The organism is Pseudomonas rhizozeae, from assembly GCF_031583775.1.
Taxonomy (GTDB): Bacteria; Pseudomonadota; Gammaproteobacteria; order Pseudomonadales; family Pseudomonadaceae; genus Aquipseudomonas.
Window position 1 is genome coordinate 197,169 of the sequence record NZ_JAVLSB010000059.1, and the last position, 16,251, is coordinate 213,419.

Sequence of the window (16,251 nt, forward strand, 5' to 3'; positions counted from 1 at the left end):
TGCAGCGTGTCTTTATCGGGGAGTGAGTGGTCTTGAGGTTTTCGCCAATCCGGATGGCATCGCGAGCAATGCTTGCGGCCTTGGTCGGGCTGATCGTTCCTGAGGTGTCTGCGGCGCAACTGGTGCGGGTCGGGGCGGCGCATTTTCCGCCGTACACCGTGCGCCCCGAATCGGGCGCCGACACCGGATTGCTGCCGCAATTGGTCGAGGCGCTGAACCGCTCGCAGCAGGACTATCAATTTGTCCTGGTCCCCACTTCGATTCCCCGGCGCTTTGGCGACTTCAAGCAGGGCCGGGTCGACATGGCGATTTTCGAAAACCCCAATTGGGGCTGGGAAGACATCCCTAATACCAGCGTCGATATGGGCCTGGAAGATGCAGAGATCTTCGTCGCCCAACACCAGCCGGATCGTGACCAGACCTATTTCGCCGACCTCAAGGGCAAGCGCCTGGCCTTGTTCAGCGGCTACCACTACGAATTCGCCAACTTCAACGCCGAACCGAAATACCTGGCGAAAAACTACAACGCCACGCTCACCTATTCCCACGACAGCAACCTGCTGATGGTGCTGCGCGGCCGCGCCGACATCGCGTTGGTCACGCGTTCGTATCTGAGCGATTACTTGCTGCGCAACGAAAAAGTCGGCGACCAATTGCTGGTGTCCGAGCGTATCGATCAGGTCTACCACCACTACGCAATCATCCGCCCGGCCGCACCCATCAGCGGCGAAGCGTTCGGCAAACTGCTGCAGGGCCTGCGCGACAATGGCGAGCTGCTGAAGATTTTCGATCCGTACAAAATCAGCCTGGTGCCTGTGCCCAAGCCCTGATACATCCACTGATTGCTGGCCGCGCCTAAATTTCCGCGCTCGGCTCACGTCACATCGTTGAACTGTCGACGATTACGTGAGCCCCGACCCATGTCCCTTCCGAATGACCTGAGCACCCTCGCATTGCCCTTTGGGCGCTGCCTGCACGCCGATGAAAGCGAAAACCGCGTGAGCGTGAGCCTCGACGGTCAGCCGCTGATCCACTTGCAACTGAGTCGTGAGCACGATGCGCCGCTGCAAGTGCTCGAGCACGCCAGCGGTGCGTTGGCCCAGGGGCTGTGGGCCGGATGTTATTGGCTGTTTGCCCGTGATCCGGACTGCCAACGCCTGACCTTGCAGTTGGCCGAGGTGCCGACCGAGGTGTTGCTCAGCGGTTTGTTGCTGCGCAGCGAGGTGGCCGGCCAGTTTCGCTGCGAGCGCACGCTGTTCTGGCAATTGCCGCAGCCGTGGCTGGCACACACGGGCAGTGGCCATTATCCACAGCAACTGGTGATGAGCGGCGGCAAACGCCATCCGCTGCGGGCGCCGAAACCACAGGGCGAAGTGTATCGGCGCTTCGACGCGCGGTTGGGAGCCTGGGTATCGCTGCGCACGGTGGATGTGGAGCGAGATCTGCCGCGTTTCAATCGCTGGCAGAACAACCCGCGGGTCGCCAGCTTCTGGCAGGAGCAGGGCAGCCTCGAACAGCATCGCGCGTACCTGGAAAAACTCGCGGCCGACCCGCACACCGTGACGTTGATTGGGTGTTTCGACGATCAGCCGTTTGCCTATTTCGAAGCCTATTGGGTCAAGGAAGATCGCCTGGCGCCGTTCTATGACGCCGGCGATTACGACCGTGGCATTCACATGCTGGTGGGTGAGGAAAACCATCGCGGCCCGCATAAAGTGGCGAGCTGGTTATCGGCGTTGGTGCACTACCTATTCCTCGACGACCCGCGCACTCAAAGGGTGGTGGCCGAGCCCCGCGCCGACAACGCGAAGATGATCGGCTACATGCAGGGACAGGGTTTCCATCACGAGAAAGAATTCGACTTCCCGCACAAGCGCGCGGCGTTGGTGATGGTGGGGCGTGAGCGATTTTTTGAGCGGTGCAGTTTGGCTTGATTCACTCCAGTGACCAGGCCTGTGGGGTGAGCAGGCTCTTAAAAAATGATCCTGCTGACAAGCTTTTGTGGCGAGGGAGCTTGCTCCCGCTTGAGTGCGAAGCACTCACAAAAATTGCCTGTGCCGGCAAATTTTTGGGGCCGCTTCGCAGCCCAGCGGGAGCAAGCTCCCTCGCCACAGATAAGCCCGTCACCACAGCAAATTTCCTCAGCGCCGGGCAAACGTATCGCTGCGCGTCCCCGAGACCTTGCGGCAATGCACCAGCGCGTCGCGAATCATGAAGTTGACCAGGGTCGGCGACACCCCCAGTTCCTTGGCGATGTCCTTCTGTGGCACGCCGTGCAAGCGATACATCTCGAACGCGTAGCGGGTGCGGCTCGGCAGTTCGGTCAGGGCATCGGCAATGTTCTCCAGGGTGGAGAAATTGATGTGTGACGTTTCCGGCGACGCACCGTGAATCACCACGTTCAACCCTTCCTCTTCAGTGCCGGAATACTTCTGCTCCAGGGCCTGCTTGCGGTAGTGATCGATCGCCAGGTTGCGCACGATCTGGAACAGGTAACTGAGCTGAGCCTTGATGGAAGAGGTGATCTGCGGCGCCGATTGCAGCCGAAAGTAAGCGTCTTGCACCACGTCTTCAGCACGGGAGCGGCAACCCGTGATTCGCGCGGCAATCTTCACCAGGATCAGGCGGTTGTCGACGAACGCTTGAAGTAAGGGTGAATCGCACCTGCTTGTGGACAGTTGTTCCGTCATGGAAACCACCTTGCTGCAAAAAGTTAGTAGGCGACGGACAGGGGCGAGTCGGCCTACACATCGAGCGACAAATTAGGTTGAATGATAATGATTGTCAATTGAGAAAGAGAATTAATGATTCACGAAGGTGCAGACTGAGAACTGCGGCACGCTGACGCAGCACGGCGCCGATCCGCACGCGCCCCGGCCCCGCTGACTGGCGAGGTTAATGACTAATTATTTCAAGATCCCATCCGTTCTCATTGGTGAATGGTTGCGGGCAACGCCCCCGCTGACACCACGTTCCCAATGCCTTGCGCGGTCGGCCAAAGACCACGTCCTGCATGCCCCGAAGCGGCGTGCGCAGTACTCGACCGATTCCACTTGCAAGCCGAATTCAGGCAGGAAACCTCATGATCGACGCGTTCGAACTCCCCAGCACACTGGTCCAAGCCCTTCAGCGCCGCGCGGCCCTGACGCCGGACCGGGTAGCCCTGCGTTTTCTCGCCGACACCCCAGAGCAGGCCATCGTCCTGAGTTATCGCGACCTCGATCAGCGCGCCCGCACCATTGCCGCAGCGCTGCAGAGTGAGGCAGCCTTCGGCGATCGCGCGGTGCTGTTGTTCCCCAGCGGCGCGGATTACGTCGCGGCGTTCTTCGGTTGTTTGTACGCCGGGGTGATCGCGGTGCCGGCCTATCCGCCGGAGTCCGCCCGTCGTCACCATCAGGAGCGCCTGCTGTCGATCATCGCCGACGCCGAACCGCGTCTGCTGTTGACCAGCGCGCACTTGCGCGACGCCCTGTCGCAGATTGAACAAGCGCCGCCGCTGCTGTGCGTCGATACCCTCGACCCCGCGCTCGCCCAGCACTGGCAAGCGGTGGACCTGCAGGCCGATGACTTGGCCTTCCTGCAATACACCTCCGGCTCCACCGCGCTGCCCAAGGGCGTGCAAGTCAGCCACGGTAACCTGGTGGCCAATGAACTGCTGATCCGCCACGGCTTCGGCATCGACCTGAACCCCGACGACGTGATCGTCAGTTGGCTGCCGCTTTATCACGACATGGGGTTGATCGGCGGCCTGCTGCAACCGATTTTCAGCGGCGTGCCTTGCGTGTTGATGTCACCGGCGTACTTCCTCGCGCGGCCGTTGCGCTGGCTGGAAGCAATCAGCGAATACGGTGGCACCATCAGTGGCGGGCCGGATTTCGCCTACCGCTTGTGCAGCGAACGGGTCAGCGACTCCGCGCTGGCGCGGCTCGACCTCAGTGGCTGGCGCGTGGCTTATTCGGGCTCGGAGCCGATCCGCCTCGACAGCCTGGAACAATTCGCCGACATGTTCGCCGCGTGTGGCTTCAGCCCTGACAGCTTCATGGCCTCTTACGGTTTGGCCGAGGCGACCCTGTTCGTCGCCGGCACCGCCCGTGGCCAAGGCATCGGCCATGTGCGCATCGACAACGCGGCGCTGGCGCAAAACCGCGCCGAGGCAGGCGAGGGCGCGGCGATCATGAGTTGCGGCATCAGCCAGCCAGAGCACGCGATATTGATTGTCGACCCCGCCAGCCTGGCGGAACTGCCCGACAACCAGATCGGCGAACTCTGGGCCGCCGGGCCGAGCATCGCCCACGGCTACTGGCGCAATCCCGAGGCCAGCGCCGAGACCTTCGTCCAACATGCCGGCCGCACCTGGTTGCGCACCGGTGACCTGGGTTTCCTCCGCGACGGCGAATTGTTCATCACCGGGCGCCTGAAAGACCTGCTGATCGTCCGTGGTCACAACCTCTATCCGCAGGACATCGAGCAAACCATCGAGCGTGAAGTGGACGTGGTGCGTAAGGGCCGGGTCGCCGCATTTGCGGTCAACGTCGATGGCCAGGAAGGCATCGGCATCGCGGCAGAGATCAGCCGTAGCGTGCAGAAAATCCTCGCTCCAGAAACCCTGATAAACGCCATTCGCCAAGCGGTGGCCGAAGCCTGCCAGCAAGCACCGAGCGTAGTGGTGCTGCTCAATCCCGGCGCGCTGCCGAAAACCTCCAGCGGCAAGCTGCAACGTTCGGCCTGCCGCGCGCGCCTGGCGGAGGGCAGCCTCGACAGCTACGCGGTATTTGACGCCAGCCACCCTGAAGCGCCAGCCTCCACTGCCATGGTCATCGACGGTGAACTGCAACAGCAGATCGCCGCGATCTGGTGTGAGCAATTGGGCCGTCCGCAGATCAACGCCGACGAGCACTTCTTCCTGCTCGGCGGCAACTCGATCGCTGCCACTCAAGTGGTCGCCCGTTTGCGCGACACCCTCGGCCTGGCGCTGAACCTGCGCCTGCTGTTCGAAGCCCCGACCCTCGGCGCATTCGCTGCGGCGGTGGCCCGGCAGCAACAGGACGATGGCCTCGGCCAAGGCGCCATCAGCCCACTGTCGCGCCAGCAAGCGTTGCCGCAATCCCTGGCGCAAAACCGTTTGTGGATCACCTGGCAACTCGACCCGCAGAGCAGCGCCTACAACATTCCCGGCGCGTTGCGTTTGCGCGGCGAGCTGGACCAGGACGCCTTGCGCGCCAGTTTCCAGCAGTTGATCGAACGCCACGAAGCACTGCGCACGCGGTTCTTCGAGCGCGACGGCATGGCCCTGCAACAGGTGCTGGCGGCCGATCCATTCACGCTGCAGGTCATCGACCTCAGCGACTTGCCCGCCACCGAACGGGACGCCCGCGCGGCGCAGATTCGCGAGGAGCAGGCTCACACCCGGTTCGATCTGGAAAACGGCCCGTTGCTGCAGGTCACACTGCTGCGCCTCGACGACGAAGACCACCAGTTGCTGGTGACCCTGCACCACATCATCGCCGACGGCTGGTCGCTGACGGTCCTGCTCGACGAATTCTCGCGCCTGTACGCCGCAACTTCCCAAGGCCAGAGCCTGGAGCTGCCAGCACTGCCAACCCAATACGCCGATTACGCCAGTTGGCAACGGCAATGGCTGGCCCAGGGCGAAGGCGAACGGCAACTGGCCTACTGGAAACACCAGCTCGGCGACGAGCATCCGTCCCTTAGCCTGGCCACCGATCACCCGCGTTCGGCGCAACAACGACACAGCGCCGCGCGCCACAGCCTACGCCTGGACGCGAGTTTCAGCACCGCCATCCGCCAAACCGCGCAAGCCCACGACGCCACCACGTTCATGCTACTGCTGACCGCGTTCCAGGCCTTGCTGCATCGCTACAGCGGCCAGTGTGATATCCGCGTCGGCGTGCCTAACGCCAACCGTCCGCGCCTCGACACCCAAGGTCTGATCGGCTTTTTTATCAACACCCAAGTGCTGCGCGCGCAAATCGATTCGCGCTCGCCGTTCAGCGAACTGCTGCTGCAAACCCGCGAGGCCGCGCTGGGCGCGCAAGCCCATCAGGACCTGCCGTTCGAACAACTGCTGGAAGCCCTGCCGCAGGCTCGCGAGCAAGGCTTGTTTCAAGTCATGTTCAACCACCAGCAACGGGACCTCAGCGCGCTGAAACGCTTGCCCGGGCTGCTCGCCGAAGAACTGCCGTGGCACAGCCGCGAAGCCAAGTTCGATCTGCAACTGCACAGTGAAGAAGACCGCAACGGCCGCTTGAGCCTGTCGTTCGACTATGCCGACGAACTGTTCGATGCCGCCACCGTCGGGCGCCTGGCCGAGCATTTCGTCAACCTGCTGCGCGACGCCTGCGCCCAGCCGCACCGAGCTGTCGGTGATCTGCAACTGCTCACCACCCCTGAGCTGCAACAGCAGGCGCAATGGAGCGTGGCCCCGGCGCCGGCGGCGCAGCAGTGGCTGCCAGAACAACTCAACGAGCAGGCGCGGCTGACCCCGCAACACGTTGCCCTGATCTGGGACGGCGGTCAGTTGAATTTCGCCGAGCTGCACGCCCAGGCTAATCGCCTGGCGCATTACCTGCGCGACAAAGGCGTCGGCCCGGACGTGTGCGTGGCGATCGCCGCCGAGCGTTCGCCGCAACTGTTGATTGGCGTACTGGCGATCATTAAGGCCGGTGGCGCCTATGTGCCGCTCGATCCGGATTATCCCGCCGAACGCCTGGCCTATATGCTCAGCGACAGCGGCGCCGAATTGCTGCTGACGCAAACTCCGTTGCTCGAGCGTTTGCCTGCCAATGACGGCGTCTGCGTGATCGCCATGGACACCCTGCACCTGGAGAACTGGCCGAGCCACGCGCCGGGTCTGCATTTGCACGGCGAAAACCTGGCCTACGTGATTTACACCTCGGGCTCCACCGGGCAACCGAAAGGCGTCGGCAACACCCATGGCGCGCTGGCCGAACGCCTGCAATGGATGCAGGACACTTATCGCCTGGACGACAGCGACGTGCTGATGCAAAAGGCGCCGATCAGTTTCGACGTCTCGGTCTGGGAATGCTTCTGGCCGCTGATCAGCGGTGCGCGTTTGCTGCTCGCTGGCCCCGGCGAACACCGCGACCCCCGGCGCATCGCGCAACTGATCCAGGCCTACGGCGTGACCACGCTGCACTTTGTGCCGCCGCTGCTGGCGGTGTTCATCGACGAGCCGTTGAGCGCCGACTGCGCCAGCCTGCGCCGACTGTTTTCCGGTGGTGAAGCCCTGCCGGCCGAGTTGCGCAACCGCGTCCTGGAACACCTGCCGGCGGTGCAACTGCACAACCGCTACGGCCCGACCGAAACCGCGATCAACGTCACCCATTGGCAGTGCAGCGCTGCGGACGGCGAGCGTTCGCCGATTGGCCGGCCGTTGGCCAACGTGGTTTGCCGGGTGCTCGACGCCGACCTCAATCCACTGCCGGTCGGTGTGCCCGGCGAGTTGTGCATCAGCGGCGCGGGCCTGGCCCGGGGTTACCTCGGCCGGCCGGCGCTGACCGCCGAGCGCTTCGTGGTCGATCCCTTGAGCGAGGCGGGCGCGCGTTTGTACCGCACCGGTGACCGCGTGCGCTGGAGCACCGATGGGGTGCTCGAATACCTCGGGCGGCTCGATCAGCAGGTCAAGTTGCGCGGCTTCCGCGTCGAACCCCAGGAAATCGAAGCCCGGTTGCTGGCCCAGGACGGCGTGGCGCAAGCCGTGGTGCTGGTGCGCGGCAGCAGCGCCGGAGCGCAATTGATCGGCTACTACACCAGCGTCGATGGGCAAGATGAGGCGACACAAAGCGCGACCCTGCGCAGTGCATTGGCGGCTGAGTTGCCGGAGTACATGGTCCCGGCGCACCTTATGCGTCTGGCACAAATGCCCCTGAGCCCCAGCGGCAAACTCGACCGCCGCGCCTTGCCGGAACCGCAATGGCAAATCCGCGAGCACGTCGAACCGGTCAGCGCCCTGCAACAGCAGCTCGCGGCGATCTGGCGCGAAGTGCTGGGTCTCAAACAAATCGGCCTGCGCGACGATTTCTTCGCCCTCGGCGGTCACTCGCTGCTGGCTACGCAAATCATCTCCCGCAGCCGTCAGGCCTGCGACGTGGAGTTACCGCTGCGCACGCTGTTCGAGCACAGCGAACTCGGCGCGTTTGCCGAGCAGGTGCGCTTGATTCAGGCCAGCGGCCAGATCAACCAACAGCCACCGATTGCCAGGGTTGACCGGGATCAGCCGGTGCCGTTGTCCTACTCGCAACAACGCATGTGGTTCCTCTGGCAAATGGAGCCGGATAGCCCGGCTTACAACGTCGGCGGCATGGCGCGCTTGCGCGGGGTGCTCGATGTGGCGCGTTTTGAAGCGGCGTTGCAGGCATTGATCAGCCGTCACGAAACGTTGCGCACCACCTTCCCGAGCGTCGATGGCGTGGCCCGGCAACAGGTGCATGCCGACAGCGGCGTGCGCCTGCAATGGCGCGACTTCACCGCGCTGGCGGCTGCGGAACGCGAGCAGCAGGTGCAGCACCTGGCGGACGCCGAAGCCCACACGCCGTTCGACCTGGAAACCGGGCCGTTGCTGCGCGCCTGCATGGTCAAGACCGCCGCGCAGGAGCACTACTTCGTGCTGACCCTGCACCACATCGTCACCGAAGGCTGGGCGATGGACATCTTCGCCCGGGAACTGAGCGCGCTCTACGAAGCGTTCGTCGATGACCGCGAATCGCCACTGGCGCCGCTGCCGGTGCAATACCTCGATTACAGCGTGTGGCAGCGCCAATGGCTGGAGGCCGGCGAACGCCAGCGTCAGCTCGATTACTGGACCACGCAACTGGGCCGCGAACATCCGTTGCTGGAGTTGCCGTCCGATCGGCCGCGTCCGGCGGTGCAAAGCCATCAGGGCGAACTGTTCCGCTTCGACCTCAGCGACGAGCTCGCCGCGCGAGTCCGCGCCTTTAATGCGCAGAACGGCCTGACGCTGTTCATGACCATGACCGCCGCGCTGGCGACCTTGCTCTACCGCTACAGCGGCCAGACTGATTTACGCATCGGCGCCCCGGTGGCCAACCGCATTCGTCCGGAAAGCGAAGGGCTGATCGGCGCGTTCCTCAACACTCAGGTGTTGCGTTGCCAAGTTGACGGGCAGATGACCGTCGGCCAGTTGTTCGAGCAGGTGCGCCACACCGTGATCGAAGGCCAGTCGCATCAGGACTTGCCCTTCGACCACTTGGTGGAAGCCTTGCAACCACCGCGCAGCGCCGCCTACAACCCATTGTTCCAGGTGATGTGCAACGTGCAGCGCTGGGAATTCCAGCAGAGCCGCACCCTGGCCGGGATGACCGTCGACTACTTGGCCAACGATGCGCGGGCGACCAAGTTCGACCTGAACCTGGAAGTCACCGACCTCGACCATCGCCTCGGCTGCTGCCTGACGTACAGCACCGATCTGTTCGACGAACCGCGCATCGCGCGCATGGCCGGGCATTGGCGCAATCTGCTGGAGGCCTTGCTGGCCGATCCGCAACAACGCCTCAGCGAACTGCCGCTGCTCGAAGCCAGCGAGCAACAAGCGCTGTTCGACAGCCTCGGCGCTGAGCCGGGGGAGCACCGCCTCGATCAGTCCATCCAGCAGTTGTTCGGCGAGCAAGCCTTGCTGCGCCAGGACGCGCCGGCCCTGACCTTCGCCGGGCACACCCTGAGCTACACCGAACTCGACAGCCGCGCCAATCGCCTGGCCTGGATGCTCCGTGAGCGGGGCGTCGGGCCGCAAGTGCGGGTTGGCCTGGCGCTGCCGCGTTCGCTGGAGATGGTGGTGGGCCTGCTGGCGATCCTCAAGGCCGGCGGCGCCTACGTGCCGCTGGACCCGGAATACCCGCTGGACCGCTTGCACTACATGATCGAAGACAGCGGCGTTGGCCTGCTGCTGAGCGACGCGGCGATGTTCGCCGCACTCGGCGAACTGCCGCCAACCGTCGGCCGCTGGTGCCTGGAAGAAGACGCCGAGCACCTGCTGGATTACCCGGCCACTGAGCTGCCGCTGATCACCTTGCCGCAGCATCAGGCCTATCTGATCTACACCTCCGGTTCCACCGGCAAGCCGAAAGGCGTGGTGGTCAGCCACGGCGAAATCGCCATGCACTGCCAAGCGGTGATCGAGCGTTTCGGCATGCGCCCCGACGACTGCGAACTGCACTTTTATTCGATCAACTTCGACGCCGCCACCGAGCGCCTGCTGGTGCCGCTGCTCAGTGGCGGCCACGTGGTGTTGCGCGCCCAGGGCCAATGGGACGCCGAGGACATCTGCGGGCTGATCCGCGACCATCGTGTCAGCATCCTCGGTTTTACCCCAAGCTATGGCAGCCAATTGGCGCAATGGCTGGCGACCCAGGGTGAAACCTTGCCGGTGCGCATGTGCATCACTGGCGGCGAGGCGCTGACTGGTGAGCACTTGCAGCGGATTCGCGCGGCGTTCCGGCCGGCGCTGTTTTTCAACGCCTATGGCCCGACCGAAACCGTGGTCATGCCGCTGGCCAGCCTGGCGCCGGAGGTGTTGGAGGAGGGCGCCGGCAGCGTGCCGATCGGGCGCATCGTCGGCGCCCGCGTCGCCTACATTCTCGACGCCGACCTGGCGCTGGTGCCGCAGGGCGCGAGCGGCGAGTTGTACGTCGGCGGCGCTGGCCTGGCGCAGGGGTATCACCAGCGTCCGGGCATGACCGCCGAGCGTTTTGTCGCTGACCCGTTCAGCCGCGAAGGCGGGCGCCTGTACCGCACCGGCGACCTGGTGCGCCAAGGCGCCGATGGCCTGGTGGAATACCTCGGGCGCATCGACCACCAAGTGAAGATTCGCGGCTTTCGCATCGAACTCGGCGAGATCGAAAATCGTCTGCTCGAACACCCCGCCGTGCGCGAAACGGTGGTGCTGGCGCTGGATTCACCGAGCGGCAAGCAGTTGGTCGGTTACCTGGCCACCGAGCTGGCCGCGCAGGATGAAACTCAGCAAACCGAGTTGCGCGAAGCGCTCAAGGCGCACCTGAAATCGCAATTGCCGGAGTACATGGTGCCGACGCACCTGATCCTGCTGGCGAGCATGCCGCTGACTGCCAACGGCAAACTCGATCGCCGTGCGCTGCCGGCGCCGGACCCGGAACTCAACCGCCAACACTACGTGGCGCCGAGCGACCCGTTGCAGCAGAGCCTGGCGAAGGTCTGGGGCGAGGTGCTCAACGTCGCCCGGGTCGGGCTCAACGACAACTTCTTCGAACTGGGCGGCGATTCGATCCTGTCGATCCAGGTGGTCAGCCGCGCGCGGCAGCAGGGCATTCACTTCAGCCCGCGCGACCTGTTCCAGCACCAGACCGTGCAGACCCTGGCCGCCGTCGCCAGCCGCAGCGAGCAGGTGATCGCCGAGCAAGGCCTGGTCAGCGGCGCCTCGGCGCTGACGCCGATCCAGCATTGGTTCTTCGACACCGCCATGCCCCAGCGCCAACACTGGAACCAGGCCTTGCTGCTGGAACCGACGCAAGCGCTGGACGCCGCTCTGCTCGAGCAGGCACTGCGCGCGGTGCTCGAACAGCACGACGCCTTGCGCCTGCGCTTTACCGACAGCGCCGGGCACTGGCGCGCCGAGCATCAGCCGCTTTCGGACGTGGCTTTGTTGCGGCAGGTTGCGGTAACGAGCCTGAAGCATTGCACCGTGCTGTTCGCCGATGCCCAGCGCAGCCTCGATCTGGCGCAAGGCCCACTGCTGCGGGTGTTGCTGGTAGACGCGCCGGACGCGGCGCAACGGCTGTTTATCGCCATCCATCACCTGGTGGTGGACGGGGTGTCGTGGCGGGTACTGCTCGACGATCTGCAAAGCGCCTATCGCCAACTCAGCGCAGGAGAGACGGTGCAGTTGCCGGCGAAAACCAGCGCGTTCAAGGACTGGGCCGGGCGCTTGCAGGCTTACGCAAACAGTGAGTCCCTGCGCGAAGAACTCGAGCTCTGGCAAACGCACCTGGCCGGGCCGAGCCTGCCGCTGCCTTGCGATCATCCCGAAGGCGGGCGGCAGAATCGCCACGGGCAAACGGTCAGCGTGCGCCTCGATGCCGAGCGCACCCAACAACTGCTGCAACAGGCGCCGAGTGCCTACCGCACCCAGGTCAACGATCTGTTGCTGAGCGCATTGGCCCGGGTTCTGTGCCGCTGGACGGGCGACACCTCGGCGTTGATTCAACTGGAAGGGCATGGCCGCGAAGCCTTGTTCGACGAGATCGACCTGACCCGCACCGTCGGCTGGTTCACCAGCGCCTACCCGCTGCGCCTGACCCCGCACAACGTCGAGGAAGCCGCTGGCCAGGGCGATTCGATCAAAGCCATCAAGGAGCAACTGCGCGCAGTGCCGCACAAAGGCCTGGGTTATGGCGTGCTGCGTTACCTGGCAGATGACGCCACCCGGCAGACGATGGCCGCGCTGCCGCAAGCGGCGATCACCTTCAACTACCTCGGCCAGTTCGACCAGAGCTTCGCTGATGACGCGCTGTTCCGCCCGCTGGACGAGCCCATCGGCGCAGCCCACGACCCGGACGCGCCGCTGCCCAATGAGCTGAGCGTTGACAGCCAGGTGTACGGCGGCGAACTGCTGCTGCGCTGGACCTTCAGCGCCGAACGCCACGACCTCGATACCATCCGTGAGCTGGCGGACGCTTACCTCAGCGAATTGCACAGCCTGATCAGCCATTGCCTGAGCGCCGACGCCGGTGGCCTGACGCCGTCGGACTTCCCGCTGGCGCGCCTGACCCAGACGCAACTGGATGCCTTGCCGATTGCCGCCGAGATGATCGAGGACGTCTACCCGCTGACACCGATGCAGGAAGGGATGCTGCTGCACACCCTGCTCGAACCGGGCACCGGCCTGTATTACATGCAGGACCGTTACCGCATCAACAGCGAGCTGGACCCGGAGCGTTTCGCCCAGGCCTGGCATGCAGTCATCGCCCGTCACGAGGCGTTGCGCGCGTCGTTCTGTTGGAACGTCGGCGAAGACATGCTGCAAGTTATACACGCGCCGGGCCGCACACCGATCGAGTTCCTGGACTGGAGCGACATCGCCGAGGCCGAGCAGGAGCCCAAGTTGCAGGCGCTGCTGAAAAGCGAGCGCGAGGCCGGGTTCGATCTGCTCAATGAGGCGCCGTTTCACCTGCGACTGATCCGGGTTGGCGCGGCGCGCTACTGGTTCATGATGAGCAACCACCACATCCTCATCGATGCCTGGTGCCGCTCGTTGCTGATGAACGATTTCTTCGAGATCTACCTGGCCCTCGGCGAAGCTCGCGAGGCGCAATTGCCGGTGCCGCCGCGCTACCGCGACTACATCAGTTGGCTGCAACGCCAGAGCTTGAGCGAAGCGCGGCAGTGGTGGGCGAGCAATCTGCAGGGTTTCGAACGCACCACGCCGATCCCCAGCGACCGGCCGTTCCTGCGCGAACACGCTGGCGACAGCGGCGGCATGGTGGTCGGCGACTGCTACACCCGCCTCGACGTCCGCGACGGCGCGCAGTTGCGGGAACTGGCCCAGGCCCATCAACTGACCATCAACACCTTCGCCCAAGCGGCGTGGGCGCTGGTGTTGCGACGCTTGAGCGGCGACCGTGACGTGCTGTTCGGCGTCACCGTGGCCGGGCGCCCGGTGGACATGCCGCAGATGCAGCGCACCGTCGGCCTGTTTATCAACAGCATCGCGTTGCGGGTAAAAATGCCCGAGGACTACCAGCCGCTCAGCGTGCGGCAGTGGCTCAGCGGCTTGCTCGATAACAACATGCAGTTGCGCGAGTACGAATACCTGCCGCTGGTGGCGATCCAGGAACAAAGCGAACTGCCCAAGGGCCAGCCGTTGTTCGACAGCCTGTTCGTGTTCGAAAACGCCCCGGTAGAAGTCTCGGTGCTGGACCGCGCGCAGCGCCTCAACGCCACCTCGGATTCCGGCCGCACCCACACCAACTTCCCGCTGACCGCCGTGTGCTATCCGGGCGATGACCTCGGCCTGCACCTGTCGTATGACCAGCGTTATTTCGACGCCAGCACCGTCGAACGCTTGCTCGGCGAGTTCAAGCGCTTGCTGCTGGCGCTGGTCGAGGACTTCCATGGTGACATGGCCGACTTGCCGTTGCTCGGCGCCGAGGAACAGGACTTCCTGCTGCACGGCTGCAACCAGAGCGAGCACGCCTACCCGCTGGAACAGAGTTACGTGGCGCAGTTCGAAGCGCAGGTGGCGCAGCAACCTCAGCGCATCGTCGCCAGTTGCCTCGATCACCAACTCAGCTATGCCGAACTCAACCAGCGCAGCAACCGCCTCGGGCATGCGCTAATTGCCGCGGGCGTCGGCCTCGATCAACCGGTGGCGTTGCTCGCCGAACGCAGCCTCGACCTGCTGGGGATGATCATCGGCAGCTTCAAGGCTGGCGCCGGTTACCTGCCGCTGGACCCGGTCCTGCCGAGCCAGCGCCTGGGGCAGATTCTCGACCTCAGCCGCACGCCGTTGCTGGTGTGCAGCGCCGCGTGTCGTGCACAGGCGCTGGCGCTGCTGGATGAATTCGCCTGCGCTCATCGTCCGAAGTTGCTGGTTTGGGAGGACGTGCAGGCTGAGGCCGTCGCATCGCGTAACCCGGGAATTTACAGCGGCCCGGATCACCTGGCCTACGTGATCTACACCTCGGGGTCCACCGGTTTGCCCAAAGGGGTGATGGTCGAGCAACGCGGCATGCTCAACAACCAGTTGAGCAAGGTGCCGTACCTGGCGCTGAGCGGCGCCGACGTGATCGCCCAGACCGCTTCGCAGAGCTTCGATATTTCGGTCTGGCAGTTCCTCGCCGCGCCGTTGTTCGGCGCCCGGGTCGACATCGTGCCCAATCACATTGCCCACGATCCTCAGGGCTTGCTGGCCCATGTCCAGGCTCAAGGCATTACCGTGCTGGAGAGCGTACCGTCGTTGATCCAGGGCATGCTCGCCCAGGAACGCATGCGCCTCGACGGCTTGCGCTGGATGCTGCCGACCGGCGAAGCCATGCCACCGGAACTGGCCCAGCAATGGCTGTTGCGCTACCCGGACATCGGTCTGGTCAACGCCTACGGCCCGGCGGAATGCTCGGACGACGTGGCGTTCTATCGCGTCAACCTGGCCTCCACCCGTGGCAGTTACCTGCCGATCGGCACGCCTACCGACAACAACCGGTTGTATCTGCTCGACGGCGCGCTGGACTTGGTGCCGTTGGGCGCGGTCGGCGAATTGTGTGTGGCGGGCACTGGCGTCGGTCGCGGCTACGTCAGCGATCCGTTGCGCACCGCGCCGGTGTTCGTGCCGGATCCGTTCGGGGCACCGGGCGCGCGCCTGTACCGCACCGGCGACCTGGCCCGGCGTCGCAGCGACGGTGTGCTGGAATACGTCGGGCGGATCGATCATCAGGTAAAAATCCGTGGCTACCGCATCGAACTCGGCGAAATCGAAGCGCGCCTGCACGAACAACCGGAAGTGCGCGATGCCGCGGTCGGCGTGCAGGAAGGCGTCAACGGCAAGCACCTGGTCGGTTACCTGGTTGCCACCGACAACGCGCTGACCCCGAGTGAACGCCTGGAACGCATCAAGCAACGCCTGCGCGCCGAACTGCCGGAGTACATGGTGCCGCTGCACTGGTTGTGGCTCGAGCAGTTGCCGCACAACGCCAACGGCAAACTCGACCGCAATGCCTTGCCAGCCCTGGAAATCGGCCGGTTGCAGGGCCAGGTTTACCTGGCACCGCGCAATCCGCTGGAGCAAAGCCTGGTGGATATTTGGGCCGAGGTGCTGAAGGTCGAGCGGGTCGGGGTCGAGGACAACTTCTTCGAACTGGGCGGGCATTCGTTGCTCGCCACGCAGATTGCCTCGCGGGTGCAGAAAACCCTGCAACGGGACGTGCCACTGCGGGCGATGTTCGAGTGCAGCACCGTGGCGGAACTGGCGACCTACATCGATGGCCTGGCGGCCAATGAGATGACCGAGGACAAGGTCGATCGGTTGAATGATTTGATGGCTGAGCTGGAGGGTTTCTGAAGATCACCCAGCTCCCACAGGGTCCAGTGGTGGGTCTCCATTCTTGTGAACACCAAAGATCCCTGTGGGAGCGGGCCTCGCGAAGGCGTCTGCAGCGTCGCTACAAATCTCAGGTTGACGACCCCACCGCTCAAGCTCAGTCTGCCAAGGCTTTTTTGGCCGACTCA

Annotated in this window: 4 protein-coding genes; 3 read left to right on the forward strand and 1 reads right to left on the reverse strand. The window is 64.3% G+C overall.

Annotated elements, in window-relative coordinates:
• The first annotated feature begins 68 nt into the window (after positions 1–68).
• Both RG836_RS21285 and RG836_RS21290 read left to right on the forward strand, forming a co-directional pair.
• The gene (locus RG836_RS21285) at positions 69–830 is read left to right on the forward strand and encodes a substrate-binding periplasmic protein (RefSeq protein WP_310849265.1); all 762 of its coding nucleotides are present in this window, start codon (positions 69–71) and stop codon (positions 828–830) included.
• A 90-nt stretch (positions 831–920) separates the two neighbouring features.
• Positions 921–1,934 (forward strand): GNAT family N-acetyltransferase, encoded by a 1,014-nt coding sequence (locus tag RG836_RS21290; RefSeq protein WP_310849266.1) that lies wholly within the window; start codon positions 921–923, stop codon positions 1,932–1,934.
• A gap of 207 nt (positions 1,935–2,141) precedes the next feature.
• Here RG836_RS21290 and RG836_RS21295 read toward each other — a convergent pair whose 3' ends face one another.
• Positions 2,142–2,690 (reverse strand): RNA polymerase factor sigma-70, encoded by a 549-nt coding sequence (locus RG836_RS21295; protein WP_310849268.1) that lies wholly within the window; start codon positions 2,688–2,690, stop codon positions 2,142–2,144.
• A 392-nt stretch (positions 2,691–3,082) separates the two neighbouring features.
• Here RG836_RS21295 and RG836_RS21300 point away from each other — a divergent pair, with 392 nt between their 5' ends.
• Positions 3,083–16,084, forward strand: coding sequence for a non-ribosomal peptide synthetase (locus RG836_RS21300; protein WP_310849269.1), 13,002 nt, complete (start codon positions 3,083–3,085; stop codon positions 16,082–16,084).
• Positions 16,085–16,251 lie beyond the last annotated feature (167 nt).